This window comes from Streptomyces sp. NPDC046465 (assembly GCF_040646035.1).
Taxonomy (GTDB): domain Bacteria; phylum Actinomycetota; class Actinomycetes; order Streptomycetales; family Streptomycetaceae; genus Streptomyces.
In genome coordinates, this window is sequence record NZ_JBEYZK010000007.1 from 12,951 (window position 1) to 39,582 (window position 26,632).

The 26,632-nt window shown below is 71.8% G+C and carries 22 protein-coding genes; 11 read left to right on the forward strand and 11 right to left on the reverse strand.

Annotated features, from left to right (window positions below):
• Nucleotides 1–66: 66 nt before the first annotated feature.
• A complete protein-coding gene (locus ABZ953_RS12425) occupies nucleotides 67–930 on the reverse strand; it encodes an LLM class F420-dependent oxidoreductase (protein WP_361721054.1) in 864 nt (287 codons plus the stop codon).
• Nucleotides 931–1,033: 103 nt separating this feature from the next.
• On the opposite strand from ABZ953_RS12425, the gene ABZ953_RS12430 reads away from it, so the two are divergent.
• Nucleotides 1,034–1,483 carry an ankyrin repeat domain-containing protein gene (locus ABZ953_RS12430; protein ID WP_361721057.1) on the forward strand — a complete coding sequence of 150 codons (450 nt, stop codon included), beginning with the start codon at nucleotides 1,034–1,036 and terminating at the stop codon, nucleotides 1,481–1,483.
• A gap of 97 nt (nucleotides 1,484–1,580) precedes the next feature.
• Complete coding sequence (locus ABZ953_RS12435) at nucleotides 1,581–3,137, forward strand: CehA/McbA family metallohydrolase (protein ID WP_361721060.1); 1,557 nt, start codon at nucleotides 1,581–1,583, stop codon at nucleotides 3,135–3,137.
• Between the two features lie 40 nt (nucleotides 3,138–3,177).
• Here the strand turns inward: ABZ953_RS12435 and ABZ953_RS12440 are convergent, their stop codons facing one another.
• The 6 genes from ABZ953_RS12440 to ABZ953_RS12465 form a co-directional block, all read right to left on the reverse strand.
• Nucleotides 3,178–4,662, reverse strand: coding sequence for an aldehyde dehydrogenase family protein (locus ABZ953_RS12440; protein WP_361721063.1), 1,485 nt, complete (start codon nucleotides 4,660–4,662; stop codon nucleotides 3,178–3,180).
• The gene (locus ABZ953_RS12445; protein WP_361721066.1) at nucleotides 4,659–6,398 is read right to left on the reverse strand and encodes a D-aminoacylase; all 1,740 of its coding nucleotides are present in this window, start codon (nucleotides 6,396–6,398) and stop codon (nucleotides 4,659–4,661) included. The genes ABZ953_RS12440 and ABZ953_RS12445 overlap by 4 nt, the downstream gene beginning before the upstream one ends.
• Before the next feature lie 304 nt (nucleotides 6,399–6,702).
• The gene (locus ABZ953_RS12450) at nucleotides 6,703–7,830 is read right to left on the reverse strand and encodes an LLM class flavin-dependent oxidoreductase (protein ID WP_361721069.1); all 1,128 of its coding nucleotides are present in this window, start codon (nucleotides 7,828–7,830) and stop codon (nucleotides 6,703–6,705) included.
• Between the two features lie 152 nt (nucleotides 7,831–7,982).
• The gene (locus tag ABZ953_RS12455; RefSeq protein ID WP_361721072.1) at nucleotides 7,983–8,768 is read right to left on the reverse strand and encodes a glucose 1-dehydrogenase; all 786 of its coding nucleotides are present in this window, start codon (nucleotides 8,766–8,768) and stop codon (nucleotides 7,983–7,985) included.
• A 50-nt stretch (nucleotides 8,769–8,818) separates the two neighbouring features.
• Nucleotides 8,819–9,742: a TIGR03619 family F420-dependent LLM class oxidoreductase gene (locus ABZ953_RS12460; protein WP_361721075.1), complete on the reverse strand. Its 924-nt coding sequence runs from the start codon at nucleotides 9,740–9,742 to the stop codon at nucleotides 8,819–8,821.
• A 134-nt stretch (nucleotides 9,743–9,876) separates the two neighbouring features.
• A complete protein-coding gene (locus ABZ953_RS12465) occupies nucleotides 9,877–11,106 on the reverse strand; it encodes an amidohydrolase family protein (protein ID WP_361721873.1) in 1,230 nt (409 codons plus the stop codon).
• A 328-nt stretch (nucleotides 11,107–11,434) separates the two neighbouring features.
• Here ABZ953_RS12465 and ABZ953_RS12470 point away from each other — a divergent pair, with 328 nt between their 5' ends.
• The 3 genes from ABZ953_RS12470 (at nucleotide 11,435) to ABZ953_RS12480 (ending at nucleotide 15,156) form a co-directional block, all read left to right on the forward strand.
• Nucleotides 11,435–14,413, forward strand: coding sequence for a BTAD domain-containing putative transcriptional regulator (locus ABZ953_RS12470; RefSeq protein WP_361721078.1), 2,979 nt, complete (start codon nucleotides 11,435–11,437; stop codon nucleotides 14,411–14,413).
• A gap of 197 nt (nucleotides 14,414–14,610) precedes the next feature.
• Nucleotides 14,611–14,772, forward strand: coding sequence for a sigma-like protein (locus ABZ953_RS12475; RefSeq protein WP_361721081.1), 162 nt, complete (start codon nucleotides 14,611–14,613; stop codon nucleotides 14,770–14,772).
• A 189-nt stretch (nucleotides 14,773–14,961) separates the two neighbouring features.
• The gene (locus tag ABZ953_RS12480; protein WP_361721084.1) at nucleotides 14,962–15,156 is read left to right on the forward strand and encodes a hypothetical protein; all 195 of its coding nucleotides are present in this window, start codon (nucleotides 14,962–14,964) and stop codon (nucleotides 15,154–15,156) included.
• A 545-nt stretch (nucleotides 15,157–15,701) separates the two neighbouring features.
• On the opposite strand, the gene ABZ953_RS12485 is transcribed toward ABZ953_RS12480, so the two are convergent.
• The gene (locus ABZ953_RS12485; protein WP_361721087.1) at nucleotides 15,702–16,664 is read right to left on the reverse strand and encodes a hypothetical protein; all 963 of its coding nucleotides are present in this window, start codon (nucleotides 16,662–16,664) and stop codon (nucleotides 15,702–15,704) included.
• A gap of 71 nt (nucleotides 16,665–16,735) precedes the next feature.
• On the opposite strand from ABZ953_RS12485, the gene ABZ953_RS12490 reads away from it, so the two are divergent.
• Nucleotides 16,736–17,404 carry a hypothetical protein gene (locus ABZ953_RS12490; protein WP_361721090.1) on the forward strand — a complete coding sequence of 223 codons (669 nt, stop codon included), beginning with the start codon at nucleotides 16,736–16,738 and terminating at the stop codon, nucleotides 17,402–17,404.
• Between the two features lie 62 nt (nucleotides 17,405–17,466).
• Nucleotides 17,467–17,859, forward strand: a complete 393-nt coding sequence (locus ABZ953_RS12495) for a VOC family protein (RefSeq protein WP_361721093.1) — start codon at nucleotides 17,467–17,469, stop codon at nucleotides 17,857–17,859.
• 10 nt (nucleotides 17,860–17,869) lie between these two features.
• Here the strand turns inward: ABZ953_RS12495 and ABZ953_RS12500 are convergent, their stop codons facing one another.
• A complete protein-coding gene (locus ABZ953_RS12500; protein ID WP_361721095.1) occupies nucleotides 17,870–19,489 on the reverse strand; it encodes a FadD3 family acyl-CoA ligase in 1,620 nt (539 codons plus the stop codon).
• 134 nt (nucleotides 19,490–19,623) lie between these two features.
• On the opposite strand from ABZ953_RS12500, the gene ABZ953_RS12505 reads away from it, so the two are divergent.
• The 3 genes from ABZ953_RS12505 to ABZ953_RS12515 all read left to right on the forward strand — a co-directional run bounded on the left by ABZ953_RS12505 (nucleotide 19,624) and on the right by ABZ953_RS12515 (nucleotide 22,164).
• Nucleotides 19,624–20,775, forward strand: a complete 1,152-nt coding sequence (locus ABZ953_RS12505; RefSeq protein WP_361721098.1) for a lipid-transfer protein — start codon at nucleotides 19,624–19,626, stop codon at nucleotides 20,773–20,775.
• 145 nt (nucleotides 20,776–20,920) lie between these two features.
• On the forward strand, nucleotides 20,921–21,373 hold the full coding sequence (locus ABZ953_RS12510; protein ID WP_361721101.1) for an OB-fold domain-containing protein: 453 nt from the start codon (nucleotides 20,921–20,923) through the stop codon (nucleotides 21,371–21,373).
• Nucleotides 21,370–22,164 (forward strand): enoyl-CoA hydratase/isomerase family protein, encoded by a 795-nt coding sequence (locus ABZ953_RS12515; protein ID WP_361721104.1) that lies wholly within the window; start codon nucleotides 21,370–21,372, stop codon nucleotides 22,162–22,164. Before ABZ953_RS12510 ends, ABZ953_RS12515 begins: the two co-directional genes overlap by 4 nt.
• 55 nt (nucleotides 22,165–22,219) lie before the next feature.
• Here ABZ953_RS12515 and ABZ953_RS12520 read toward each other — a convergent pair whose 3' ends face one another.
• Both ABZ953_RS12520 and ABZ953_RS12525 read right to left on the reverse strand, forming a co-directional pair.
• On the reverse strand, nucleotides 22,220–24,616 hold the full coding sequence (locus ABZ953_RS12520; RefSeq protein ID WP_361721107.1) for a serine/threonine-protein kinase: 2,397 nt from the start codon (nucleotides 24,614–24,616) through the stop codon (nucleotides 22,220–22,222).
• A 218-nt stretch (nucleotides 24,617–24,834) separates the two neighbouring features.
• Entirely contained in the window at nucleotides 24,835–25,602 is a 768-nt protein-coding gene (locus ABZ953_RS12525) for a VOC family protein (RefSeq protein ID WP_361721876.1), read from the reverse strand.
• A gap of 287 nt (nucleotides 25,603–25,889) precedes the next feature.
• On the opposite strand from ABZ953_RS12525, the gene ABZ953_RS12530 reads away from it, so the two are divergent.
• A complete protein-coding gene (locus ABZ953_RS12530; RefSeq protein ID WP_361721110.1) occupies nucleotides 25,890–26,537 on the forward strand; it encodes a TetR family transcriptional regulator in 648 nt (215 codons plus the stop codon).
• Nucleotides 26,538–26,632 lie beyond the last annotated feature (95 nt).

Consider the following 26,632-nt stretch of genomic DNA (forward strand, 5'->3'; position numbering starts at 1 on the left):
TCGCCGACCCCCCGGGACCACGCGGGGCCCACGGGACCATCCGGGGCTCACAGGACCACGCGGGGCTCACGGACCCACGTACCGCCCGAGCCCGTCGAGCGCCGCGCACACCTCCGCGTCCCCGTCCGGCGGCAGCTGCACGATCACCTCGTCGACGCCGAGGTCCCGGTAGTACGCGAGCTTGTCCGTGTCCGGCTCGACGGCCGTCACCGCCACATACAGGTCGCCGGGCTCGCGGCCCGCGTCCGCCCACGCCGACCGCAGCACGGGCAGCGCGTCGCGCAGGCCGCTGCCGCCGACGGGCATCCAGCCGTCCGCGTACTCCGCGATGTGCGCGAAGAGCCCCGGACCCGCGGCCCCGCCGATGAGCGTGCGCGGCCCGAACAGCGGCCCCTTCGCGAGCCGCTTGCGGGGCGTGCGCCGCGGCTTGGGATGCACCTCGCTCGCCCGCACGGAGCCGAACTCGCCCTCGTACGGCTTCGGATGGTCCGACCAGAGCGCCCGCATGACCGCCATCCGGTCGCGCACCACCGCCCGGCGCCGCGGCCACGGCACGCCGTGGTCCTCGGCCTCCTCGCGGTTCCAGCCGTAGCCGATGCCGAGCGTGACGCGGCCGCCGGACAGGTGGTCGAGGGTCGCGATCTGCTTGGCCAGGTCGATGGGGTCGTGCTGGGCGATCAGGGCGATGTTCGTGCCGAGCGTGATCCGCTCCGTGACGGCGGCGGCCTGGGCGAGGGCGACGAAGGGGCTGAGCATGCGGGCGCACTCGGGCGGCAGCTCACCGCCCGGGTAGGGGGTCTCGCGCGGGAAGGGGATGTGGGTGTGCTCGGGGAGGTAGAGCCCGGCGAAGCCCCGCTGCTCCACCTCCTGGGCCAGGCGTATCGGCGTGATCGTTCTGTCGGTCATGTAGAGCGTCGCGGAGATGCGCACGATTCCTCCGAGCGTGTCCGGGAGTGTCGGTCGGTCCGGGGCACTCTTCCTATCCCTGGAAACCCGGTTGGTCCATGCCCGCGCGCTCATTAACCTGACGCCGATGAACAGACGGAAGCAGAAGAAGCTCACCCATCGCCTGGTCTGGGCGGCGTCGGTCGGCGACACGTACACCGTGCGCACCGTGCTGCGGTCCGGGATCGACCCGGAGCTGCCCGAGGCCGACGGCACGACGGCGCTGTACGCCGCGTCGGTGCACGGCGCCGCCTCCACCGTGCGGGTGCTGCTGCGGGCGGGCGCCCGGCCCGACACCGAGAGCAACGACGTCACGGAGGGCACCCCTCTGTGCGCGGCCGCCGCCTGGGGCCACCTCGCCACGGTGCGCGCACTCCTCGACCACGGCGCCGACCCGAACCTGCGCGAGGACCACGGCACGGGGAACAGCCCGCTGTGGTGGGCGCGCAACGGCGCTCCCGGGCCGCACACGGAGACCGAGGCCGCGCTCCTCGCGGCGGGCGCCACCGACGACGAATCGGTCGGCAACCGGGCGTAAACACGTCAACCGCCTTCCCTTGGCGCGCAGTTCACGGCTCAATACCAGGGTTGCCCGCACCACCCACGTCACCACCGACACCCTGGGGAGCCGCAGCATGTGCGAGGACCACCCGCAACACGGGGGAATGAACCGGCGCGGACTGTTCGTGACGGGAGCCGCGGCCACGCTTACGTTGGGCAGCGTGAGCTTCGCCAGCGGCGCCGAGCGGCGCGCCCCCGCGCGTGACAGGGCGCCGGGGGCCAAGGAGACGAGAACGGTGCGCGGCACGCTGCCCACCGGCTCCCCCGACTACGTGTACCTGCCGGTCGAGGTCCCCTACGGGGTCTCCGAGTTCCGCGTCGCCTACACCTACGAGAAGCCCACCGTGCCGCCCGGCACCCAGGGCAACGCCCTGGACATCGGCGTCTTCGACGAGCGCGGCACGGAGCTCGGCGGCAAGGGCTTCCGCGGCTGGTCCGGCGGCGCCCGCACCGAGTTCTTCATCCGCGCCGACGAGGCGACGCCCGGCTACCTTCCCGGCCGGGTCCGCGAGGGCACCTGGCACATCGCGCTCGGCCCGTACACGGTCGCCCCCGAGGGCCTCCCCTACGAGGTGACGATCACCCTCACCTACGGAGCGCCGGGCAGGACCCCGAAGCCGGTGTACCCGCCCGAGCGTGCGAAGGGCCGCGGCCGCGCCTGGTACCGCGGCGACTGCCACCTGCACTCCGTGCACTCGGACGGCAGGCGCACGCTCGCCGAGATCGCCGCGCTCGCCCGCGCGGCGGGCCTCGACTTCATCAACAGCTCCGAGCACAACACCCATGCCGCGCACGCCCACTGGGCCGAGCACGCGGGCGGCGACCTCCTGATCATGCTCGGCGAGGAGGTGACGACCCGCAACGGCCACGTGGTCGCCCTCGGCATCGACCCCGGCACGTTCATCGACTGGCGCTACCGTGCCCGCGACAACCGCTTCGGCAAGTACGCGCGGAAGATCCGCGACGCGGGCGGCCTCGTCGTCCCCGCCCACCCGCACGCCACCTGCGTCGGCTGCAACTGGAAGTTCGGCTTCGGCGAGGCGGACGCGATCGAGGCGTGGAACGGCGCCTACACCCCGGACGACGAGATCGCCCTCGCCGACTGGGACAGCCAGCTCGTCGCCTCCGTACGCGGCGGCAAGCCGTGGATCCCGGCGATGGGCAACAGCGACGCGCACCGCGACCCCGACCGCATCGGCGGCCCGCAGACCGTCGTCCTCGCCGACGACCTGACCCGCGAGGCCATCCAGGACGGCATCCGGCGCGGCCACTCGTACATCGCCGAGTCCAAGTCCGTCGAGCTCACCTTCTCGGCGGCGGGCGGCAAGGGCCGCCACGCGGGCATCGGCGACCGCCTCGACGTCGACCTCGACGCCCCGGTCACCGTCCGCCTGGACGTGCGGGGCGCGCCCGGCTGCACGGTCCGCTTCGTCACCGACCAGGGCGTCCTCCACACGAGCGCGCCGCTCCCGGCCTCGGGGACGGACGCGGGCACGGGAACGGTCGAGTGGCGCACGACCGCGTCGTACGCGGCGTACGTACGGGCGGAGGTCCGCCACCCGGCGACGACGCCTCCGCTCCCCGGCGCCCTGACGGCGTTCACGAACCCGGTCTTCCTGGGCCGGATGTAGCCGCGTCACCCCGGGGTGGGGGCCGTGTCCGGGCGGCCCCTCACCCCGGCCACACCACCGACTGCAGCTCGCTGTACGCGTGCAGGGCGTACGACCCGACGTCCCGCCCCACGCCGCTCCTCTTGAAGCCGCCGAACGGCGCCTCCATGTTCCGGGCGATCGTGTTCACGCCGACACCGCCCGCGCGCAGCCGGCGGGCCACCCGGAAGGCGCGGGCGACGTCACCCGACCACACGTAGTCGATGAGGCCGTAGTCGCTGTCGTTGGCGAGGGCGACGGCCGTCTCCTCGGCCTCATCGGGCCCGTCGGCGTCGAAGGGGACGACGGCCACGACAGGACCGAAGATCTCCTCGCGGACCACCCGCATGTCGTTGGTGCAGTCGGCCAGGAGGGTCGGGGCGACGTAGAAGCCCTTCGCGAACGCCGGACGCTCACCGCCCGCGACGAGCCGCGCCCCCTCCTTGCGGCCGAGGTCGACGTACGCCTCGATCCGGTCGCGGTGGCCCGCAGAGATGACGGGCCCGACAACAGTCCCCTGCTCGCGCGGATCACCCACCTTCAGATACCCGGCATAGGCGGCGAGCTTCTCCACCACCCGCTCATACACGCCCCGTTGGACGATGACGCGGGTCGGCGCCGTGCAGATCTGCCCGCTGTAGAAGGAGAACGTCGTACCGATGCCCGCCACCGCCGCATCCAGGTCCGCGTCGTCCAGGACGATCGCCGCGCCCTTCCCGCCCAGCTCCATCAGCTGCCGCTTCATGTCGCGGCCGCACACCTCGCCGATGCGCTGCCCCACGGCCGTCGAGCCGGTGAAGCTCACCATGTCGACGTGCGGGGAGGCGACGGCCGCCTCGCCCACGGCCACGTCCGTCCCGGAGACGACGTTCACCACCCCGGGCGGCACGCCCGCCTCCGCCAGCGCCGCCGCCATCCCGTACACCGACAGCGGGTCCTGCGGCGCGGGCTTCACGACGACCGTATTGCCCATGGCGAGGGCGGGCGCGACCTTGCCCGCGGGGTTCGCCCAGGGGTTGTTGTACGAGGTGACGCAGGTGACGACGCCGACCGGCTGCCGGACGGCGACCGCCCCCACGACGCCCGCCCTGCCCATGGGTCCCGCCTCGTGGATCTGCGGCGGCAGCGCCTCCTCGACCGGCTCAAGCGCCCCCTTGGCGTACCGCTGGAAGCGCGCCACCGCCACCGCGACCTGCATGCCGCGCGCGGTGCCGGTCGTCGCGCCGCTCTCGGCCGCGGCCAGCTCGGCGTACTCGTCGAAGTCCCGCCGCAGGACGGCGGCCGCGCGCTCCAGGATCGTGGCCCGCTCCTCCGGCTTCGTCCGCGACCAGCCCCCGAACGCCTCCCGCGCCGCCTCCGTCGCCGCGTGGACCTGCGCGGCGCTCGCCTCGGGCGCGAGCCCGACGACCTCCTCGGTCGCCGGGTCCACCACTTCGTAGTGCCCGCCGTCGGGCTCGGTCCACTCGCCGCCGATGAAGAGCCGCCGGGCCCGCCCGGACCTGGTCACTTGGTGCTCACCGTCCTGGTGTCACGCCCGGAGCGCAGCACCTTCCCCGGCACGGCGCCCGTCACCACGTCCTCACGTATCGCCTCGACTCCATTGACCCAGACCGCGTTGACGCCGATCGCCCTGGAGTCCAGACGCGGGCTGTCGCCGGGCAGATCGTGCACGAGGGTGGCCTTGCCCGCGTCGATCCGCTCGGGATCGAAAAGCACCAGGTCGGCGTGGAACCCCTCGACGATCCGCCCCCGCTCACGCAGCCCGAAGAGTTGCGCCGGATCATCGGTGAGCATCTTCACGGCCTGTTCGAGCCCCATCAGCCGCCGCCCGCGCAGACAGTCCCCGATGAACCGGGTCGTGTACGGGGCCCCGCACATGCGGTCCAGATGCGCGCCCGCGTCCGAGCCGCCCAGCATGACGTCCTCGTGCTGCCAGGTCTCGGCGCGCAGGGCCCAGGAGTCCGGGTCGTTGTCGGTAGGCATGGGCCACAGCACGGTCCGCATGTCATCATTGGCACAGATCTCGACGAGGCAGTGGAACGGTTCCTGCCCGCGCTCGGCCGCGATGTCCCCGACCACGCGTCCGGTGAGCCCTTCGTTCGCCTCGGAGTACGTGTCTCCGATGACGTACCGGTCGAAGCGGGCCAGGCGCCGGAAGACGCCCGCCTCCTTGCTCCGCGCCCGCCGCAGCATCTCCTCCCGCACGGCGGGATCGCGCAGCTCCGCGATCCGCTCGGGCACGGGAAGCCCGAGCACCTCGCCCCACCCCGGGATGAGGTTGAGGGCGCAGAACGTGCCGAGCGACATGTTCATGGGCGTGAGGATAGGCATGGTGAGCGCGACGATGCGGCCACCCGCCTTGCGGGCGCGCTCACTCGCCACGAGCTGGCGCGGCACGCGTTCGGGGACGGCGGCGTCGATGGTGAGCACATTCCAGTTGAGCGGCCGCTCGGCCACCGCGCTCATCTCCACCAACAGCTCGATCTCGTCATCGCTGAACTGATCGAGACACCCGGCGACGATCGCCTCCAACTGCGTTCCCTCGTGCTCGGCGACGGCACGGCTGAGGGCGAGCAGCTCCGCGGGCCGCGCGTGCCGGGACGCCACCGGCTGCCCGTCACCGTCGGAGTGGGTGGACGACTGCGTGGTGGAGAGGCCCCAGGCGCCCGCGTCCATGGCCTCGTGGAAGAGCCGCAGCATCTCCTCCAACTGCTCCCCGGACGGCTGCCCGCCGACCGCGTCCGCGCCCATCACGTACCGCCGCAGCGCGCAATGCCCCACCATGAACCCGGCGTTGACGGCTATGCGCCCGTCGAGCGCCTCCAAGTACTCCCCGAACGAACTCCACGTCCAGGGCGCCCCTTCCTCCAGAGCGACCAGCGACATGCCCTCGACCTTCGACATCATCCGCCGCGTGTAGTCGGCGTCACCGGGCCGGTCGGGATGGAGCGGCGCGAGAGTGAACCCGCAGTTGCCGCCCGCGACCGTCGTCACACCGTGGTTGAGGGAGGGCGTCGCGTACGGGTCCCAGAAGAGCTGGGCGTCGTAATGCGTATGCGGATCAACGAACCCGGGCGCAAGCACCCGCCCGCTCGCATCCTCACTCCCCCGCGCTTCCTCGACAACGGCACCGGGTTCGGCGATGACGGCGATGCGCCCGTCCCGTATCCCGACATCGGCGACGAAGGCGGGGGCACCGGTCCCGTCGACGACGGTCGCACCCTTGATGAGGTGATCGAGCATGACGTCCCTTCCAGGGGAAAGCGAACAGCTGGGGCGGCGACCATCAGCCCGTCCGGCGCTTGAGGACGAGCCCGGGATTCCAGCCCGTCCGGCGCTTGAGGACGAGCCCGGGATTCCAGCCCGTCCGGCGCTTGAGGACGAGCCCGGGATTCCAGCCCGTCCGGCGTTTGAGGACGAGCCCGCAGGGCGACAACGGGGCCCGGGGCAGCGCCCCGCGACGGCAACCACTACTTCCGCCGCCCGCCCGGCGAGGGCCCCGGCCTCCGTCCGGGAGGGGAAGCCGGGGCGGCTATAAGAGAGGCGCTCACGCCCCCGCAGCAGACCGGAACCGCGAAGTCCGGTGCACCGGATCCGTATCGATCTTCGGAATCACATGCTCACCGATCAACTTGATCGTGTTCTTCGTGTCCTCGGGAGAGATCCCGATCGGCAGCCCGAAGCTGAGCTGATCCGCCCCCGCCTGCTCCCACCGCTTGCACTGGGTGAGGACCTCGTCCGGGTCGCCGCAGATCATCAGCTCCTCGGCGATGAGGAGCTCGATGATCTCCTCGCTGTACTCGGGAAGCAGTTCGGGCCACTGGGGAATCCCCTCGGGCCGGGGGAACGTGTCGTGGTAGCGGAAGAGGAGCGACTGCAGGTAGTTCAGCCCACCCCCGACGGCGATCTGGACCGCCTTCTTGTGGGTCTCCGCGCAGATCGCCGTCGACGTCACCATGACGTTGTCGTTGACGAAGTCGCCGATCGCTTCCGCTTCCTTGATGGCCGACTTGTACGACTCCAGGACCCACTCCATGTCGGAGACCTTCTGCACGCTGAAGCCGAGGACCCCGAGCCCCTTCTTCCCGGCCATGGCGTACGAGGGCGGGGACCCGGCGGCGTACCACATGGCCGGGTGCGACCTCCCGTACGGCTTGGGCAGGATCTTGCGGGGCGGCAGCGACCAGTGCTTTCCCTGGAAGCCGACGTACTCGTCCTGGAGCCACATCTTGGGGAACTCGGCGATGGTCTCTTCCCATATTTCCTTGGTGTGGTTCATGTCCGTGATGCCCGGCATGAAGCCGAGGATCTCGTGCGAACCGGCACCGCGCCCCGTACCGAACTCGAAGCGCCCTTCGCTGAGATGGTCGAGCATGGCGACCTTCTCGGCGACCTTCACCGGGTGGTTGACGGGGGCGAGCGGGTTGAAGATGCCCGAGCCCAGGTGGATGCGGTCGGTCGCGTGGGCGAGATACCCGAGGAAGACGTCGTTGGCGGAGAGGTGCGAGTACTCCTCCAGGAAGTGGTGCTCGGAGGCCCAGGCGTACTTGAAGCCCGACTTGTCCGCCTGGATGACGTACTCGGTCTCCTCGATGAGCGCCTTGTGCTCCGCTTCGGGGTCGACCTTGGCCCGCTGGGCGGGCACGTATCCCTGTACAAAGAGACCGAATTCCAAGGAAGTTCACCGTCCTCGTGAAGTACTGACGGTTTCTGACGACCCGTCAGATTGCGATGCGTCGACTGTTCCACCGGCCCGACGGACCGTCAATACCTGATGCAGCGTCAGCTACTCTGACGTCAGACGGTGTGACGTCAGTCGGCGTGGCGTCAGACGACGCTGACCCCGGCCAGCCACCCGCCGTCGATGACGAACGGCTGCCCGGTGATGTACGCCGAGTCGTCCCCGGTCAGGAAGAGCGCAAGCGCGGCCACCTCCTGCGGCCGCCCGATCCGCCCGAGCGGCACCAGCTTCTTGTACAGCTCAGCGACCGCCTCCCGCGCCGCTTCGGGATCGGCGTCCGGGTCGAGCTGCGCGGGGTTGGTCATGGGCGTGTCGACCGCCCCCGGGCACACGGCGTTGACCCGGATGTGTTGGCCCGCGAGCTCCACGGCGGCGACCCGGGTGAGACCGAGAATGGCGTGCTTGGTCGCGGCGTACGCGCCGACGAACGCCATGCCCGTGAGGGCCGTATAGGAGGCGGTGTTCACGATCGTGCCGCCACCGGCGGCGGCTATCTCGGGCGCGACGGTACGAATGCCGAGGAAGCAGCCGATCTGATTGACCTGGATGATCTCCTTGAACTCCTCGAGCGGGGTGCTGACCAGCTCGTTGAACCGAAGGATCCCCGCGTTGTTGACGAGGCCGTCGATCTTCCCGAACGTGTCCTTCGCGGTGGCGACGGCCCGCTGCCAGTCGGCCTCGTCCCCGACGTCCAGATGTACGTACGCCGCCGCCTCCTCCCCGAGCTCCTTGGCGAGCGCCTCCCCCTGCTCGTCGAGCACGTCGGCGACGACGACCTTGGCGCCCTCCTCCACGAAGAGGCGCGCCTCCTGCTCGCCCTGCCCACGTGCCGCGCCGGTCACGATGACGACGCGGCCGTCCAGCTTGCCCATGCGGTACTCCCTGCTGGTCGCTACTGATCCGTGCTGGTCAGTGGTCAGTGCTAGTCGTTGAGGTGCGGGGCCACGTCGGCGGCGAACGCGGCCATCTGGTCGGTGAGTTCGGTACGGGCCCGGCTGCGGAACCGCACCTGGATCTGGTCGACGCCCATCGCCGCGTACTCCCGCAAGGACTCGGCGATCGCGTCGGGCTTGCCGGTGAGCGTGCGGCGGCCCACGGGCCGGCCGGGGTCACCCACGTAGAGGGCCTCGGTGATCGCCCCGACCGTGATCGGCTCCTCGTTCCCCGCCTCCTCCCGCAGCCGCTTGAGGAGCGCGATCTGCGCGGGCAGCTTGTCCCTCGGATCGCCCTGCGGCAGCCAGCCGTCGGCCCGGGTCGCGGCGCGGCGCACGGCGGCGGGCGACGAGCCGCCGACCCAGATGGGCACGCGGTCCTGGGCGGGGCGCGGCTGCTGCCCGAGCCCGCTGAAGTCGTAGCGCCTGCCGTGGTGTTCGGGGTACTCGTCGGGGCCGAGGGCCGCCTTCAGCGCGTCGACGGTCTCGTCCAGGAGGGGGCCGCGCCGCTCGAAGTCGACGCCGAGCACCTCGAACTCCTCCGGTACGTGTCCGGCCCCGACCCCGAGGATCAGGCGGCCGCCGCTCAGCCGGTCGAGGGTCGCGTACTGCTTGGCGGAGAGGAGCGGGTGGCGCAGGCCGACGATGGCGACGTGACTCATCAGGCGGACGTTCTCGGTGACGCCCGCGAGGAAGGAGAGCGTGGCCACGGGGTCGTACCAGACGGTGCTCATCGCGTCGGCGAGGCGGCGCGGGATGGCGACGTGGTCGCAGCTCGCGATGTAGGCGAAGCCCTCGCGGTCGGCGGTGCGGGCGATCTCGGCGAGGTCTTCGGGGGTGGCGTCGGCCTCCCACGTCTCGACGTAGAGAGAACTCTGCGACTGAATGGGCAGCTGCATTCCGTGAACGAGCATGGGTGTCCCCACTGTTGACGGTGCGCGGTCTTGATGTGCGGTTGTGGTGTGCGGTCTTGGTGTGCGGTTGTGGTGTGCGGTCTTGGTGTGCGGCCCCGTTCGGGCTGCTCGCGATGTTCCAGCTGCTCCCGCCCTTACGGGCCGGGCCACAACCCCTCCCCCGTCAGACCGAGCAGGTCAATCGCATTGCGGCGCACGATCCGGTCCACCACGTCCGCGTCCAAGTGCCCCATCTGCTCCTCCCCGACCTGCCGGGACTTCGGCCACGTGGAGTCGGAGTGCGGATAGTCCGTCTCGTAGAGCACGTTCCCGACCCCGATGGAGTCGAGGTTCTTCAGGCCGAACGCGTCGTCGAAGAAGCAGCCGTAGACGTGCTCGGTGAAGAGCTCGGACGGCGGTCGCATGACCTTGTCGGCGACGCCGCCCCAGCCCCGGTTCTCCTCCCACACGACGTCCGCGCGTTCGAGGATGTAGGGGATCCACCCGATCTGCCCCTCGGCGTACATGATCCGCAGGTTCGGGAAGCGTTCGAACTTGCCGCTCATCAGCCAGTCCACCATCGAGAAGCAGCAGTTGGCGAAGGTGATCGTGGACCCCACGGCGGGTGGCGCGTCCGCCGACGTGCTCGGCATCCTGCTGCTCGACCCGATGTGCATGGCGATGACCGTGCCGGTCTCGTCGCAGGCGCGCAGGAAGGGGTCCCACTCGTCGGTGTGGATGGACGGCAGGCCCAGGTGGGGCGGGATCTCGGAGAAGGCGACGGCGCGTACCCCGCGGGCGGCGTTGCGGCGTACCTCCGCGGCGGCGAGTCCGGCGTCCCAGAGGGGGATGAGGGTGAGGGGTATGAGGCGGCCGCGGGCCTCGGGTCCGCACCATTCCTCCACCATCCAGTCGTTGTACGCCCGGACGCCGAGGAGCCCGAGCTCCCGGTCCCCGGCCTCGGTGAAGGTCTGCCCGCAGAAGCGCGGGAAGGTGGGGAAGCAGAGGGCGGACTGGACGTGGTTGACGTCCATGTCGGCGAGGCGGTCGGGGACGCTGAAGGAGCCCGGCCGCATCTGCTCGTAGGTGATGACCTCCAGTTTGATCTCGTCCCTGTCGTACCCGACGGCGGTGTCGAGGCGGGTGAGCGGCCGGTGCAGGTCTTCGTAGATCCACCAGTCGCCTATGGGGCCTTCGTCCCCCTTCGCGCCCATCACCGGGGCGAACTTACCGCCCAGGAAGGACATTTCCTTGAGGGGTGCGCGGACGATCCTGGGGCCGCGGTCCTGGTACTTGGACGGGAGCCGGTCCTGCCAGACATGGGGGGGCTCGACCGTGTGGTCGTCCACCGAGATGATCTTCGGGAAGCTCTCCGGGGTCTCCATGGTCTCCATATGGCCCACGGTAGCGTTGATCTGACGACCCGTCAGCTCCTCGTCGGCTACTCGTCGGCTACTCGTACGCGGACACCTGGCGCGGCCCAGGCGCCACCCGGCGGACGCCCCTCGGCCACCCGCCCGCCTCCCGTGGCGGGAAAGCGGCGCGGAATGTCGTGCGAGGACCCTGTGAGAGCCGTCTCGCACGGCTGACGCATCCGCCATGAACAAGGCAAACTGGCGGGGAGCAAGAACCGAGCGGCATGTACGGAGCACCACGCGGGCGGGCAGACCCGCGACCGGCAGGATCGGGAACGGCAGGGCGGCAGGGGGAGCGATGGTCGATGTACCGCGAGTACCGGAGCAGCGGCGTCCGGCCTCGGGGGACACCCCCGAGGAGCGGACCGAGGGGCATCCCCCCGAGGTCCCGGCGTCGCGCTTCAGCGTGCTCGGACCGGTGCGCGCGTGGCACGGCACGCAACAGCTCAACACCGGCTCCCCGCAGCAGCGGGCGCTGCTCGCCGCCCTCCTGCTGAGGGACGGCCGCACGGCCACGGCCGCGGAGCTGATCGACGCCCTCTGGGGCGAGGAGCCGCCCTCGCAGGCACTGGCAGCGGTACGTACGTACGCGTCCCGGCTCCGCAAGGTGCTGCCTCCGGGCGTCCTCGTCAGCGAGTCCGGCGGCTATGCGATCCAGGCGGTGGACGGCGCCCTTGACCTGGCCGCGGCGGAAAACCTCTGGGCGGCCGCCGAGAAGGCACGCAGCACCGGCGACCTGTGCCAGGCGCGCACGCTGGTCAACCAGGCCCTCGACCTCTGGGACGGCGAGCCCCTCGCCAACGTCCCCGGCCCCTACGCCGACACCCAGCGCACCCGCCTCGACGAATGGCGCCTCCAGCTCCTGGAGACGCGCCTGGACATGGACCTCGAACAGGGCTGCCACGCGGAGGCGGTGTCGGAGCTGACGGCCCTGACCGCGGCACACCCGCTGCGGGAGCGGCTGCGCGAACTGCTGATGCTCGCCCTGTACCGCAGCGGCCGCCAGGCGGAGGCCCTGGCCGTGTACGCGGACACGCGGCGCCTGCTCGCGGACGAGCTCGGCGTGGACCCGCGGCCGGGCCTGAAGGAGCTCCAGCAGCGCATCCTGCAAGCCGACCCCGGCCTCACGGAGCCCTCCGCCGCCGCCCAGGAACCGACGGCGACGGTGGTGCGCCCGGCCCAACTCCCCGCCACCGTGCCCGACTTCACGGGCCGCGGCTCCTTCGTCGACGAGCTGAGCGACATCCTGTCCGCCGCCGAGGGCCGGGTGATGGCGGTCTCGGCGCTCGCGGGCATCGGCGGCGTGGGCAAGACGACCCTCGCCGTCCACGTCGCCCACGCGGCCCGGACCCACTTCCCCGACGGCCAGCTGTACGTGGACCTCCAGGGCGCGGGCGCGCGGGCGGCGGAGCCCGAGACTGTCCTCGGCGCCTTCCTGCGCGCCCTCGGCACGGCCGACTCGGCGATCCCGGACTCCCTGGAGGAGCGCGCGGCCCTGTACCGCTCGGTCCTCGACGGCCGCCGGATCCTCGTCCTCCTGGACAACGCCCGCGACGCGGCCCAGGTCAGACCGCTGCTCCCCGGCATGGAGGGCTGCGCGGCCCTGGTCACGAGCCGGGTGCGCATGGTCGACCTCGCGGGCGCGCACCTGGTGGACCTCGACGTGATGTCCCCCGAGGAGGCGCTCCTGCTCTTCACCCGCATCGTCGGCGAGGAGCGCGTCACCTCGGAGCGCGAGGCGGCCCTCGACGTGGTGGCGGCGTGCGGCTTCCTGCCGCTCGCCATCCGGATCGCGGCGTCCCGCCTGGCGGCGCGCCGCACCTGGACGGTCTCGACGCTCGCCGCGAAGCTGGCCGACGAGCGGCGCCGCCTGGACGAGCTCCAGGCGGGCGACCTCGCGGTCAAGGCGACGTTCGAACTGGGCTACGGCCAGCTGGAGCCGGCCCAGGCCCGCGCGTTCCGCCTCCTCGGCCTCGCGGACGGCCCCGACCTCTCCCTCGCGGCGGCCTCGGCCGTCCTCGACCTCCCCCTGGACGAGACGGAAGACGTCCTGGAATCCCTGGTCGACACGTCCCTCGTGGAGTCGGCGGCACCGGGCCGCTACCGCTACCACGACCTCGTACGCCTCTACGCGCGTTCGTGCGCCGAACGCGACGAACAGCCGCCGAGCGAGCGGGACGCGGCGATGTCGCGGCTCCTGGACTTCTATCTGGCGTCGGCGGCGCGGGTCTATGCGATCGAGCGGCCCGGGGACCGGACGGTGGAGCACTTCGAAGTGACGCGCCACGGTGGGCAGTGCTTCAGCGACGACACGAAGGCGCTGGACTGGCTGCACGCGGAGGCCGACTGCATCCTGGCGTGCGTCCAGCAGTCGCTGGGCGCCGGGACGCTGCGCCGGGCCGTGGACCTCCTCCTGGCGGCCAAGGATCTCGCCGAGTCGGGCGCCAGCTCGCTCCGGTACGAGCGGGCGACGCGGGCGGCGGCCGATGCCGCGGCCACCGCCGCGGACACCCAGGCCGAAGGGCGGGCGCGCGTCAGCCTCGCCCAAGTCCTCAGCAAGGTCGGCCACTTCGAGGCGGCGGCGACGGAGCTCGAAAGCGCCGCGAAGCTCGCCCTGCGGGCCGGTGACCCCTGGACCAGCGGCAACGCCGCCAACGAGCAGGGAATCGTCGCCTACTGCCTGAACAAGTACGCGGCGAGCGAGGCCTTCTTCCTCAAGGCCATCGACGTCTTCCGGCTCGACGGCAACCGGCACAGCGAGGCGAGCGCCTTCTGCAACCTCTCCCGGGCCCTCCTCGCCATGGGGAGCACGGCGAGGTCGATCGACCTGGCGCGGCAGGGCATGGCCATCTACGACGACCTCGGGCTCACCTTCCGCCTCGCCAACGCGAAGTACGCCCTCGGCCTGGCGCTCAACCACGCGGGCCAGCGGAGCGAGGCCCTCGCCGAACTCACGCACGCCTTGCAGATCTTCAAGGAGAACCGTCAGCGGCTGTGGGAGGGCACCGCCCACTTCCGGGTCGCCCAGGTCCACTACTCCGACCGCCGCCCGGCCCAGGCGGCGCAGTACGCTGAGCAGGCGCTCGCCACCGGCTGCGTGGGCGGCGACTGGATGCGCGCCAACGTCCTGACGCTCCTCGGCGAGTCCCTCAACACGCTCGGTCAGCTGGACCGGGCCCAGGCCTGCTGGCGGGAGGCCCTGGCGCTCTACGAGGAGGCAGGGGCCTCCGAGGCTGACGGGGTGCGCACGCTCCTACGTCCGGTCGCTGCGGCCTGACGCCGGTACGTTCATCGAACGTTTATGACGCGGTGCCATCCTCATGTCATCGACCCGTCGCGTCGGGGGGCAGACGGGTCGCCCGGGCCACACAGATATGGTGATCGGCCCAGACCCGCCCGCTCGGCGACCCTCGGGGGAGTTGCTGAGCGGGCGGTTCGGTCCCAGAGCCCCTTCTATTCAGAGGAGTTGCCACTATGAGTGACCCCAAGAACCCCACCACTCAGGACGAGGGCCACGTTCCCGCCCCGCCCAAGGACGGCATCACCACCCAGGGCGAGGGCCACGTTCCCGCTCCGCCCAAGGACGGCTTCACCACCATGGGTGAGGGCCACGTCCCTGCCCCGCCCAAGGACTGACTCAGGCCTTATTGCGACGGGGGATCGGTCGGCCGCGGCGGCGCGGAGGGGAAGCCGTCGCGGCCGACGCATATCTGGGCAGACTGCAAAAGAGGCGCCACGCCCTATCGCTCAGCGGAATCGAACGTTCAGCCGATCCGTCGCTAGGGTCACTTGGCGCTGGATGTCCGACTCATCACAGGAGCTGGAATGACACGCACCAAGAGAATCCTCGTCACGTTCGCCGTCGCGGCGGCAGCCGCGGGCGCCGCCGCGTCTCCGGCGCTCGCCGACAGCCACTCGCCGGCCCCGCCGGCGGACAGCACGGTGGTGACCACGCAGGACAGCCACGTGCCCACCGGACCGCTGGGCGACGGCCACATACCGGCTCCCCCGCAGGACTGATCCAGGGATCCAGGGGCAGACACCCGCACCACCCCGACGGGGCCGAGCACACCGCTCGGCCCCGTTCCGCTGCGCCAGGCCAACCGGCCCATGCACAAGCCTTCCCGTGACGCCACGCCCGTCGTTCAATGGAGAACAACCGAAAGCACCAGTACGTGGCCGACGGCCGCCGCCGAGGCATGGGCGCCGGTAGCGGCGGCGGCCGTCCCAGCGCGCCGACGTCATGGCTCCCCTCCACGAGTCGGCGCCGACGTGCCCTTGCGGCGCCGGGGCGTGCGGGAGCGCCCCGGTCGGAACAGGCCGGAAGGGCACAGGCCGGAGCTGTTCATGTCGGTGGCACAGCTCCGGCCGTCCACGGCCCGACGCTGCGGACCAGGTATGTGAGGGTTCGAGGGGGCGTGCCACCCGGAAGGGCCCCCGTCTCTGCACCACTCCCTTGTCGGAGGGAACGGGAAATCCGGCGCGTCCTGGGTCCGGGGACCGCGAGGAGAAAAGCCGAGGCCGCAGCCCTGCGGAACCGGCGCAGGCTCTTCTCCCTTGCGAGGCTAAGCCCGGCCGGGGCGGGGCGGAAGACCGGACGCTGCACCAACAGCGCTGCGCCAATCGTCCGACAAGTGGGCCGACAGGGAACGCTTCACCGCGGCGACGAACGCGTCCCGCGTCTCCTCGTCGAGGAGGTCGAGGGACAGGTACGGGTTCAGGTCCTCCAGCTCGACGAGGAGGAGTTCGCCGGACGGGGCGCGGCACGCGTCGACGCGCTGGATCCCGTGGTCGATCGCGTTCCAGTCGACGAAGCGCTGGGCGAAGGCCAGGTCGGCGGAGGTGGGGGCGTAGCCCTGAAGGTGCCAGCGGCGGGTGGGGTCGGGGGCGTGCAGTGCGTACTGGAAGGCGCGGTCGACGAAGTAGAACGACACCTCGTACGTGAAGTCGATGCACGGCTGGATCAGGATCCCGGAGTCGCCGGACTCCCCGGACGCGCCGGACGCGCCGGACTCCCCGGACGCGTCCGCGAGCGCCGCGAGACCGTCCCTCGCCACGAACTCCAGGCCTATCGAGTCCGCGCCCGCCTTCGGCTTGACCACGTACGTGTCCGTCGCCGGGAGACGGTCCACCTCCCGGGGGTCGTCGACCGTGGGGATCACCGGGTAGCCGGCCGCCGTGAGGTCGAGCAGGTACTGCTTGCCGACCATGTCGGCCTTGCCGGTCAGCTGGTTGTAGGTGCGGAAGCCACCGCGCGTCGCCCGCTCCCTGAAGTCGTCCCACGACGCCTGGTAGTTGAGGACCGGGCCGCTGTTGCGCACCATCACCGTGTCGAACGCGCCGCTCTCCATCAGGGGCGCCGCGTCCAGCGGGTGACAGAGGGCCACGTCGAAGTCCTCGCGGAGGCGGGCGGTGAGGTGGATGTCCTCGTCGCAGTAGCGGCGGCCCTTCGCCTGGTAGGCGAGGTCCGTGACGAAGAGGATGCGGGGGCGGGGATGAGGGCGGGAGGCCGGTCGTGCGGTGCGCATCGCGCAATCGTTGCAGAGCGGTCCACCGGGCCGTTGCCGAGGCTCCGGACGGACGTGGCAGAGTCATGAGCATGGCCACCTCATCGACGACGACGCAGCCGACGCAGAAGGCGCGGACGTCGTACCGAAGACGCCTCGCCGCCCCCGTGCTCCTGCTCGGCGCCGCGCTCTCCCTCACCGGCTGCGGCGACGAGGGCCGCCACCCGGCCGCCACCGCCCCCGGAGCCCCCGCCCCCGGGACCCCCGCCGAAACACCGTCGACCACCCCCTCCTCCACCACCCCCTCCCCCGGCGCCTCCCCCTACGTAGAACCCGGAGTCGTCGACGGCGCGCCCCACAACGGCGAGAACAACGCCTACCGCCGCCCCGGCGAGATGTCCGCGGCGGACGAGAAGGCCGCGCGGACCGAGGCCGCTCGGATGAAGCCCGTCCTCAAGCAGCTCTGGCGGCAGCACAAGTGGGACCCGGAGAGCGTGCGCGCCGCGCTCACCGGCAAGCTCGGGTACGAGATCCGCGAGACGACCGACGCGGGCACGCTGCTCGGCGGCGAGCTCGACGTGCAGGGGATGTCCCCGCGCTACGAGAACGGCGAGAGCGTCACGCCCGAGTGCGCGACGATCGGGCTCTACGTAGGGGACCACGCCTGCGTCACCGCCTTCGTCCAGAAGACGAACTACAGCGCGCAGGCGAACGGCCGCTTCCCGGAGACCGGCTGCCTCACGCCCCCGTCCGGACACTGAACTCCCGTACGCGGGACGAATATGTGTGGACAGGACCGGCCCGTCCCCCCGATAGTCCGCCCATGACTTCTCTCGTACGCCACCTCACGTTCGACGCCCACGACGCTTACCGCCAGGGGGTCTTCTGGGCCGAGGTCCTCGGCGGCGACCTCGCCGACGACGACTTTCCCGGCGACCCCGAGGCGCAGGTGAGGGCCGACGGCATCACGCTGCTCTTCGTGACCGTGCCGGAGGGCAAGACCGTCAAGAACCGGCTGCACGTCGACCTCCAGCCGCAGGACCGCAGCCGCGACGCGGAGGTCGAGCGGCTCGCCGCGCTGGGGGCGACGCAGGTCGACGACCGGCGGCGCCCCGACGGGCGGGGCTGGGTCCTCCTCGCCGACCCGGAGGGCAACGAGTTCTGCGTGGAGTGCAGCGCGGCCGAACGAGCCGCCCTCACGGCGGCCGGTGACTAGGGCCTTTCGTTCAGATCAGCGGCTGTCCGGCGGCCCGCCCCCGCAGCTCCCCCTTGACCACCTTCCCGCTCGCGTTCCGCGGCAGCTCCGCCACGAACTCGACCGCGCGCGGGACCTTGTAGTTCGCCATCTCCCGGCGCGCCCACGCGATCAGGTCGTCCGCCGTCACCACGGACCCCCGGCGCCGCACCACGTACGCCTTGCCCACCTCGCCGAGCCGCGGGTCCGGCACCCCGATCACCGCGACGTCCGCCACATCGGGGTGCACGCCGAGGAGCTGCTCTATCTCGGCGGGGTAGGCGTTGAAGCCGCCGACGATGAACATGTCCTTGATCCGGTCCGTGATGCGGAGGTTGCCCGCCGCGTCGAGGATGCCCACGTCGCCCGTGCGCAGCCAGCCGTCGGGCGTCACGCACTGCTCCGTCCCCGCCGGGTCCTCGAAGTAGCCCTGCATGACGTGGTGGCCGCGGACGAGGATCTCGCCCGGGTGGCCCGGCGCGAGCGGCTCCCCGGCGGCCGTCACCACCCGTACCTCCGTGTCGGGGATGGCGCGGCCCGACGTCGCCGCGACGACCTCGACCGGGTCGCCGCGGCGGCACATCGTGACGATGCCGCTCGCCTCCGAGAGGCCGTACGCCGTCAGGACGGTGGCGATGCGCAGCTCCGCCCGCAGCCGCTCCACCAACCGCAGCGGCACCACCGCGGCGCCGGTCACCACGAGCCGCAGCGCGGACAGGTCGTGCTGGCCGCGCGAGGGGTGGTCGAGGATCGACTGGTGCAGGGTGGGCGGGCCCGGCAGGACCGAGATGCGTTCCGCGGCGACGTTGGCGAGGACGGTGTCGACGTTGAAGACGGGCTGCGGGACCATCGTCGCGCCCCGCATGAGGCAGGCGATGATGCCCGCCTTGTAGCCGAAGGTGTGGAAGAACGGGTTCACGATCAGGTAGCGGTCGCCCTCGCGAAGGCCTGCCAGGTCGCTCCACACGTCATAGCAGCGCAGGGTCTGGGCGTGGGTGAGCACGGCGCCCTTGGGGCGGCCCGTCGTGCCGGACGTGAAGATGATGTCCGAAGGCGCGGAGCCGTCGACCGATGCCGCCCGGGTGCGGACCGCCTCACCGGAGACCGGGTCGCCGCTCGCCAGGAAGTCCTTCCAGGTGCGGAAGGACTGCGGGGCGTCGTCGGAGAGCACGACCACCTGCTCCAGGTGCGGCAGGCCGGGCAGCGGTCCTTCACCGGGGCCCTCGACCGCCGCGCGCCGCAGCGAGGCGACGTAGGAGGTGCCGAGGAACGTGCCCGTGATGAAGAGGAGCTTGGCGCGGCTGCGCGCCAGGACGTACGCCGCCTCCGCGCCCTTGAAGCGGGTGTTGAGGGGGACGAGGACCGCGCCGGCCGAGACCGCGCCGAGTGCGGAGACGATCCAGTCGAGGGTGTTCGGCGCCCAGACGGCGACGCGGTCGCCGGGTTCGACACCGTTCGCCACGCAGGCGGCAGCGGCCCGCTCCACGCGCTCGCCCAGTTCCCGGTACGAGACGCGGGTGCGGCCCTCGACGACCGCCTCACGCGGCCCGTACCGCTCGGCGGCCGCCCGCACCAGTCCCGGGATGCTGCCCCACTCCAGGTCGCCGCGCATCGCAAGCCCCTCCCGACGTGTAGCTGACTACCCGTCAGATTAGCGGTAGCCTGACGCCCTGTCAGCAGGCCGGACACGCCTGCGACATGGCGTCGGGCCACAACAGGACCCGCAATCCGGAGGTGCCGCTGCCCATGGCTTCACTCAAGGACGCTACAGCGATAGTGGGGATCGGCCAGACCCCGTTCGCCAAACAACTCCCCCAGACCGAAAAGGAATTGGCGTGCCGCGCCATCGTCGCCGCGCTCGACGACGCGGGCATCGCCCCGTCCGAGGTCGACGCCTTCGCCTCGTACACGATGGAGGAGACCGACGAGGTCGAGGTCGCCAAGGCCATCGGCGCGGGCGACGTGACCTTCTTCAGCAAGGTCGGCTACGGCGGCGGCGGTTCGTGCGCGACCATCGCCCACCTCGCCGCCGCCGTCGCCACCGGGCAGGCGGGCGTCGGCGTCGCCTGGCGCTCCCGCAAGCGCGGCAGCGGTCCGCGCCCCTGGAAGAACACCGCGGTCCAACTCCCCACACCGGCCCAGTGGACGCGCCCCTTCGGCCTGCTCCGCCCCGCCGACGAGATCGCCATGCTGGCCCGCCGCCACATGCACGAGTACGGCACGACCCGCGACCACCTCTTCAACGTCGCCCTCGCCTGCCGCAACCGCGCCAACCAGAACCCGGCCGCGATGATGTACGAACGCCCGCTGACCCGCGACATGTATATGACGTCCCGCTGGATCAGCGAGCCGCTCTGCCTCTTCGACAACTGCCTGGAGACGGACGGCGCGCTGGCCTGCGTGATCGTCCCCGCCGAGCGGGCGCGCGACTGCCGCCATCGGCCGGTCTACGTCCACTCCGTCGCCCAGGGCCTGCCCGCCCAGCACCACGGCATGGTCAACTACTGGAACGACGACCCGCTCTCCGGGCCCGCCTGGACAGCCGCCCGGCACCTGTGGAAACAGGCGGACTTCGGCCCGCAGGACGTGGACGTCGCCCAGATCTACGACGCGTTCACCCCGCTCATCCCGCTCTCCCTGGAGGGCTACGGCTTCTGCGGCCGCGGCGAGGGCGGCGCGTTCACGGAGGGCGGCGCCCTGGAGAGCGGTGGCCGCCTGCCGATCAACACGGGAGGCGGCGGCCTCAGCGAGGCCTACGTCCACGGCTTCAACCTCATCAACGAGGGCGTCAAGCAACTCCGAGGCACCAGCACGGCCCAGGTCCCGAACGCCTCGACCTGCCTGGTGACGGCGGGCGAGGGCGTCCCCACGTCGGCAGTACTGCTGAGGTCCCCCTAAGGGGCGCAGGAACTGCGCTCCCAGGGGCGCGGGGAACTGCGCGACCAGCCACGACGAACCCGCACCCGACAACGGACCCCCTAAGGGGCGCGGGGAACTGCGCAAGCACCCACCAACAGACCCGCACCCGGCAAGGGACACCCACATGGCAGACGCGACACCGAAAGAAGCCCTCCTCACCCCCACCATCGACGACGACGGCGCCCCCTTCTGGGCCCACGCCGCCCGAGGCGAACTCCGCATACAAGCCTGCACCCCCTGCGGCGCACTCCGCTTCCCACCCCGCCCCTGCTGCCCCCACTGCCAGTCCTTCGACAGCGACTGGCGCAGGATGACCGGCCGCGGCCGCATCTGGTCCTACGTCTTCCCGCACCCACCCCTCCTGCCCGCCTACGCCGCACAGCCCGGCTACAACGCGATCGTCGTCGAGCTGGCCGACGCCCCCCGCATCCGCCTCGTGGGCAACCTCGTCACCGCCCCCGACGCCGCCCTGAACTCCGTGCCCCCGGAACGGCTCCGTATCGGCGCGAAGGTGCAGGCCGTCTTCGCGGACGTCGGCGGTGTCGTCGTCCCCCGCTGGATCCTGGAGCGGCCGTGACACCGCAGCCGGGGGCGGCCGGGCTGCGCACGACGGTCGACGAGGACACGGGCGTGGCGGTCCTCACCCTGGACCGCCCGGAGCGCCACAACGCCATCGACCTGGAAACGGCCGCCGCACTGACCACCGCCTGGCGGCAGTTCCGCTTCGACGACACCGTCCGCGCGGTGGTGGTGACGGGGGCGGGCGAGAAGGCGTTCTGCACCGGCATCGACCGCACCGCGGAGGTCCCCCAGCCCACCTCCCCGTACACGATCGACGATCCGCTCCTCGCGATCGGCCCGAAGGCGAACGACCTCTGGAAACCGGTGATCGCCGCGGTCAACGGCATGGCGTGCGGCGGCGCCTTCTACCTCGTCGGCGAGGCCGAGTTCGTCGTCGCGGACGAGCACGCCACGTTCTTCGACCCGCACACCACGTACGGGATGGTCAGCGCGTACGAGTCGATCCACATGGCGCAGCGCATGCCGTTCGGCGAGGTCGCGAGGATGGCGCTGATGGGCACGGCCGAGCGGATCTCCGCGCGCCGCGCGTACGAGACGGGCCTGGTCTCCGAACTGACGGCGCCGGGCGGCGCGTTGACGGCGGCCGTCCGGGCGGCGGCGATCATCGCCTCGTACCCCACCGAGGCGGTGCAGGGCACCGTACGGGCTCTCTGGTCGGCGAAGGAGGCGGCCCGCGCCCAGGCCCTCGCGCACGCGCCCCACCTGATCGCGCTGGGAAACCTGCCGCCGGACCGCCAGGCGGACCTGTTCACGACCCGCCGGACGGGCGGCTTCCGCACAAGGTGACGTGGCGGGGGTCACGCACCCGGCACCCCCGGAGTCCTTGGTAAGGAATGAGGCCCTAAGCCCGCGGCGACGTCCCCGTGCCCCGCTCCGCGTCCAGCGCGTACACGCAGCGGTCCTTGCTGCACGCGTAGACGACGCCGTCCCGCACCACCGGGGCCCCGGTGATCTCTCCGCCCGTGGCCAGCTTCCAGCGGAGGCGGCCGTCGTCCGCCTTCAGGGTGTAGAGCAGGTGGTCCGTGGAGCCGAAGTGGATGCGCCGGTCGGCGACGACGGGCGCGCCGACGACCTCGCCGCCCGCCTGGAAGCGCCACTTCGGCGTGCCCGTGACCGCGTCGAGGGTGTAGAGGCCCTTGCCGCTGCCGACATGGACGTGGCCGTCCGCGACGAGGACCGGTTCGATCGAGGAGCGGGACTCCGTGGCGATGCGCCAGCGGTCGCGGCCGTCCGTCGCGTCGAGGGCGTACACCGTGCCGAGGTAGTCGGCGAGGTAGACGCCGCCGCCCGTCACGGCGGGGCCCGGCGCGAAGGCGGGCGGGCAGAGGAAGGCGGCCGGTGCCTCGAAGTGCCAGCGGACGTGCCCGCTGTGTACGTCGATGGCGAGGACGCGGGTACCGGCGGCCACGTACACGTAGCCGTCCTGCGCCTGGCTGAGCCGTACCGGTACGCCGCCGCAGGAGGCCGCGTCGCCCACGGGGTAGGACCAGCGTTCGTCGCCGGTCCGCGCTTCGAGCGCCCGCAGCCGGGCGCCCTTCCACACGTACACCGTGCCGTCGACGACGAGCGGCCCGGCCTCGGACGTCTCGAAGTCGGTCTGGGCTCCGGTGATCTCCCAGAGCTTCTCGCCGTTGGCCGCTTCCCAGGCCTGGACGCCGCCGCCGCGGGTGCCGGTGACGACCGTGCCGCGGTCGGCCTGGAGGGAGTACACCCAGGCGTCGGTCGACAGGCGCCAGAGGTCGGATCCTTCGACGCCGTCGAGGGCGTAGAGCGTGGGGCCGTCGGAGGCGTGGATACGGCCGTCCGCGACCGCCATGGACCAGGCGACGTCCCGCGTCTTGAAGCTGCGGCGGCCGGTGCCGACGTCAAGGGCGTGCACCTCGAAGGAGGTGACGTAGACCAGGTTCCCCGCGACGGCGGGGGTGCCCCAGACGTCGTTGGACATGCGGAACCGCCACGGCCGCCACGACGCGGGGCTCGCGTCGGGCGCGGGGGCGGGCGCGGGCACCGCGGCGGGCGCCGGGTCGACGCCGTTGCCGCCGGGCCGGTGGGTGCCGGGTCGGTGGGTGGCGGACCGGGACCAGGAGGCGGCGAGTCCGGAGTCGCCGGGCAGGGCGCCGGGGCCCCGGGCGTCGGCCACGCGCGGTCCTGGCCCGATCGGCACCTTCGCCCCGGCGAGCCGCACGGGCCCCGCGTCGGGCGTGACGGCGAAGGGAGCTCTGGACGGCGCGGGCGGGGGCTGCTGCGGGGGCGGCGGTGCGGTGACGGGTGCGGCGGGCGCGGCGCCCCGGCCGCCGCTGCGCCCGGCCGCCGCGGGCACCCGGGCGGGCGGACGGCCGCCCCGGCGGGCCTCGATGAGCGCGACGGCCCGCTCGGGCAGCCAGGCGGACGCCGTACCGCTGTCGTCGTTATCGGCGCTCTCGGAGGCGAAGAGGTGCGGTGCGAGCTGCGCCTGGAGGTCGGCGGGGCTGGGCCGGAGCACGGCCTCCATCTGCATGCACGACTCGATGAGGGGCCGCAGCTCGTCGGGGAGCCCTTCGAGGTCGGGGCCCTCCCTGAGCAGCATGAAGACGGTCTCGACGGGGTTGGCGCCGTGGAACGGCGCATGCCCGGTGGCCGCGAAGACGAGGGTGGAGCCGAGCGAGAAGACGTCGCTCGCGCCGGTCACGCTGCGGGAGTCCTTGGCCTGCTCGGGCGACATGTAGGCGGGGGTGCCGACGGCGACGTTCGTCATGGTCAGCCGGGTGTTGGAGACGCCGGACGCGATGCCGAAGTCGATGACGCGCGGCCCGTCCTCGACGACGAGGACGTTGGACGGCTTGAGGTCACGGTGGACCAGGCCCGCGCCGTGGATGGACTCCAGGGCCTCGGCCACGCCCGCCGCCAGCCAGCGCACCGCCTGGGTGGGCAGCGGCCCGTGTTCATTCACTATTTCTTCGAGGGAGGGCGCGGGAACGTACGCCGTGGCGAGCCAGGGCACGGCGGCCCGCGGATCGGCGTCCACCACAGCGGCCGTGTAGAAGCCGGACACGGCGCGGGCGGCCTCGACCTCGCGCGTGAAGCGGACACGGAACAGCTGGTCCTCGGCGAGCTCGGTCCGCACCGTCTTGATCGCCACGCGCCGCCCCGAGGCGGAGCGCGCGAGATAGACCAGTCCCATGCCACCGGCACCAAGTCGCCCGAGGACCTCGAACGGGCCGATCCGCCTCGGATCGTGCTGCGTCAGCTGATCCACCACTTGCCTTGCCACCTCCCCGTACGCGGCCGTCGAAGAAGACAGCCCCGTGCAGCGTCTCACCACCGAGCCGCTACGGCGGCACGCACCCTGATTCTTCCTGTCCGAGCCGGTCGTTGCGAACCCGGGGCGGGATCGGGGTGTCTCCGGACAAAACCCCACCGCCGGTCGCCGCGGGGCGGCCCGCTCGGGCCCTCGGACGTCCGCGCAAGGACAGGCTCTCAGTCCTGCAGGACGGCGAACGTCGCCCCTTGATTGTCCGTGAGGACCGCGATCCGGCCGTACGGGGTGTCGCGGGGCGGCGCCTGGACGCGCCCGCCGAGCCGGGTCGTCGTGGCGGCCGCGGCGTCGGTGTCGGCGACGTCGAAGTAGACGAGGAAGTGCGCGGGCATCCGCGCCGGGCCATACCGGTCAAGGGCGCCGGAACCGGCCCCGCCACCCGGCTCCACGAGCAGGCTGCGGCCGCCGATCGCCGTGTCGGGGCCGGGCTCGGCGCCCGCGGGCGACCAGACGCGGAAGTCCTCGCCGTCGAGGTCGAGGTCGGCGCCGCCGTATCCGAAGACGCCCTCGTAGAAGGGGTCGACCAGGTGCTTGTCCCGCGAGTACACCTCGGTCCAGCAGTACGATCCCGGCCGCTGCAACCTGCCGAAGCCCTGGTGCGTGTCGCCCTGCCAGAGCCCGAAGACGGCGCCTTCGGGGTCGGCGGCCAGGCCCATCGTCCCGAACGGCCCGACCGGCCTGGCCTCCGTGATCATCGAGCCGCCCGCGGCCTTGATGCGCCCGGCAAGGGCGGCCACGTCGGGCGTGGCCAGGTACACCGTCCATACGGTGGGCATGCGGCCGTCGGCCTTGGGCGCGAGGGCGGCGACGGGCAGGCCGTCGCTGTACGCCTGGACGTAGGCCCCGTACTCGGGCCCCGCGCCCGCGTCGAAGGTCCACCCGAAGAGCTCACCGTAGAACCGCTTGCCGCCCGCGACGTCGGGGAGCATCGCGTCGACCCAGCAGGGCACGCCCTCCGCGTACCCGCCCTCGGGGTACCCGCCCTCGGGGTACCCGCCCCCCGTGTCCCGCTCCGGCTCCGGTGCCCGCTCCCGCTCTGCGTAGTCCATGCCAGTCAAGCTAATGGCCCGCTCCGGCCTCCGCAGCGCATACATTCGAACGTATGGCCCATTCTCGTGGGGTGCACCGGGGTGAGCCCACCGCCGCACTCACCCGCCCCAACCCCATTTGCACTCGGCCGAATCGCGCTCCGATCACCCCTCGGTAAGCTGACGGCATGACAGGACAGGTACGTACCGTCGACGGCCGAGTGGCCGGTCGGCGCGGTCAGGCAACGCGACAGAAGCTGCTCGACTGCCTCAGCGAGATGCTCAGCTCGTCGCCCTACCGGGACGTCAAAGTCATCGACGTCGCCCGGAAGGCAGGGACTTCACCCGCGACCTTCTACCAGTACTTTCCGGACGTCGAAGGCGCCGTCCTGGAGATCGCTGAGCAAATGGCCGCGGCGGGTGCCGAGTTGACCCAGTTGCTCGACGGGCGATCGTGGGTCGGCAAGGCCGGCTGGCAGACCTCACAGGACCTTGTCGACGGCTTCCTCGACTTCTGGCGCAAGAACGACGCGATCCTCCGGGTCGTCGACCTCGGCGCCGCCGAAGGCGACAAGCGCTTCTACAAAATCAGGATGAAGATCCTCAACTCGGTCAACAACTCCCTTACGGACACCGTCAAGGAACTGCAGACCAAGGGCAAGGTCAACAAGGACGTCAACCCGGCGGCCATGGCGGGCTCCCTGGTCGCGATGCTTGCCGCCGTCGCCTCCCACCAGCGCGGATTCCAGACGTGGGGCGTGAAGCAGGCGGAACTGAAGCCGAACCTCGCACTCCTCGTGCATCTGGGCGTAACCGGCAAGAAGCCGACGAAATAGCCCTGGCGGGCAGCCCCCCACCCGACTCCCAAGTCCTGTCAGCCCGACGGCGGATCACCACGGTGATCCGCCGCTGTGGTCTGTACACCCTCCCC

Bases quoted from the DNA above. Each gene is read 5' to 3' on its own strand.
- ABZ953_RS12495 (WP_361721093.1), top strand. From the start codon at position 17,467: ATGACTTCTCTCGTACGCCACCTCACGTTCGACGCCCACGACGCTTAC.
- ABZ953_RS12505 (WP_361721098.1), top strand. From the start codon at position 19,624: ATGGCTTCACTCAAGGACGCTACAGCGATAGTGGGGATCGGCCAGACC.
- ABZ953_RS12430 (WP_361721057.1), top strand. From the start codon at position 1,034: ATGAACAGACGGAAGCAGAAGAAGCTCACCCATCGCCTGGTCTGGGCG.
- ABZ953_RS12480 (WP_361721084.1), top strand. From the start codon at position 14,962: ATGACACGCACCAAGAGAATCCTCGTCACGTTCGCCGTCGCGGCGGCA.
- ABZ953_RS12460 (WP_361721075.1), bottom strand. From the start codon at position 9,742: ATGCTCGTTCACGGAATGCAGCTGCCCATTCAGTCGCAGAGTTCTCTC.
- ABZ953_RS12470 (WP_361721078.1), top strand. From the start codon at position 11,435: ATGGTCGATGTACCGCGAGTACCGGAGCAGCGGCGTCCGGCCTCGGGG.
- ABZ953_RS12525 (WP_361721876.1), bottom strand. From the start codon at position 25,602: ATGCTCCCCGACGTCGCGGGCGGCAAGCGGTTCTACGGTGAGCTCTTC.
- ABZ953_RS12500 (WP_361721095.1), bottom strand. From the start codon at position 19,489: ATGCGCGGCGACCTGGAGTGGGGCAGCATCCCGGGACTGGTGCGGGCG.
- ABZ953_RS12530 (WP_361721110.1), top strand. From the start codon at position 25,890: ATGACAGGACAGGTACGTACCGTCGACGGCCGAGTGGCCGGTCGGCGC.
- ABZ953_RS12455 (WP_361721072.1), bottom strand. From the start codon at position 8,768: ATGGGCAAGCTGGACGGCCGCGTCGTCATCGTGACCGGCGCGGCACGT.
- ABZ953_RS12445 (WP_361721066.1), bottom strand. From the start codon at position 6,398: ATGCTCGATCACCTCATCAAGGGTGCGACCGTCGTCGACGGGACCGGT.
- ABZ953_RS12510 (WP_361721101.1), top strand. From the start codon at position 20,921: ATGGCAGACGCGACACCGAAAGAAGCCCTCCTCACCCCCACCATCGAC.
- ABZ953_RS12465 (WP_361721873.1), bottom strand. From the start codon at position 11,106: ATGGAGACCCCGGAGAGCTTCCCGAAGATCATCTCGGTGGACGACCAC.
- ABZ953_RS12490 (WP_361721090.1), top strand. From the start codon at position 16,736: ATGGCCACCTCATCGACGACGACGCAGCCGACGCAGAAGGCGCGGACG.
- ABZ953_RS12475 (WP_361721081.1), top strand. From the start codon at position 14,611: ATGAGTGACCCCAAGAACCCCACCACTCAGGACGAGGGCCACGTTCCC.
- ABZ953_RS12485 (WP_361721087.1), bottom strand. From the start codon at position 16,664: ATGCGCACCGCACGACCGGCCTCCCGCCCTCATCCCCGCCCCCGCATC.
- ABZ953_RS12435 (WP_361721060.1), top strand. From the start codon at position 1,581: ATGTGCGAGGACCACCCGCAACACGGGGGAATGAACCGGCGCGGACTG.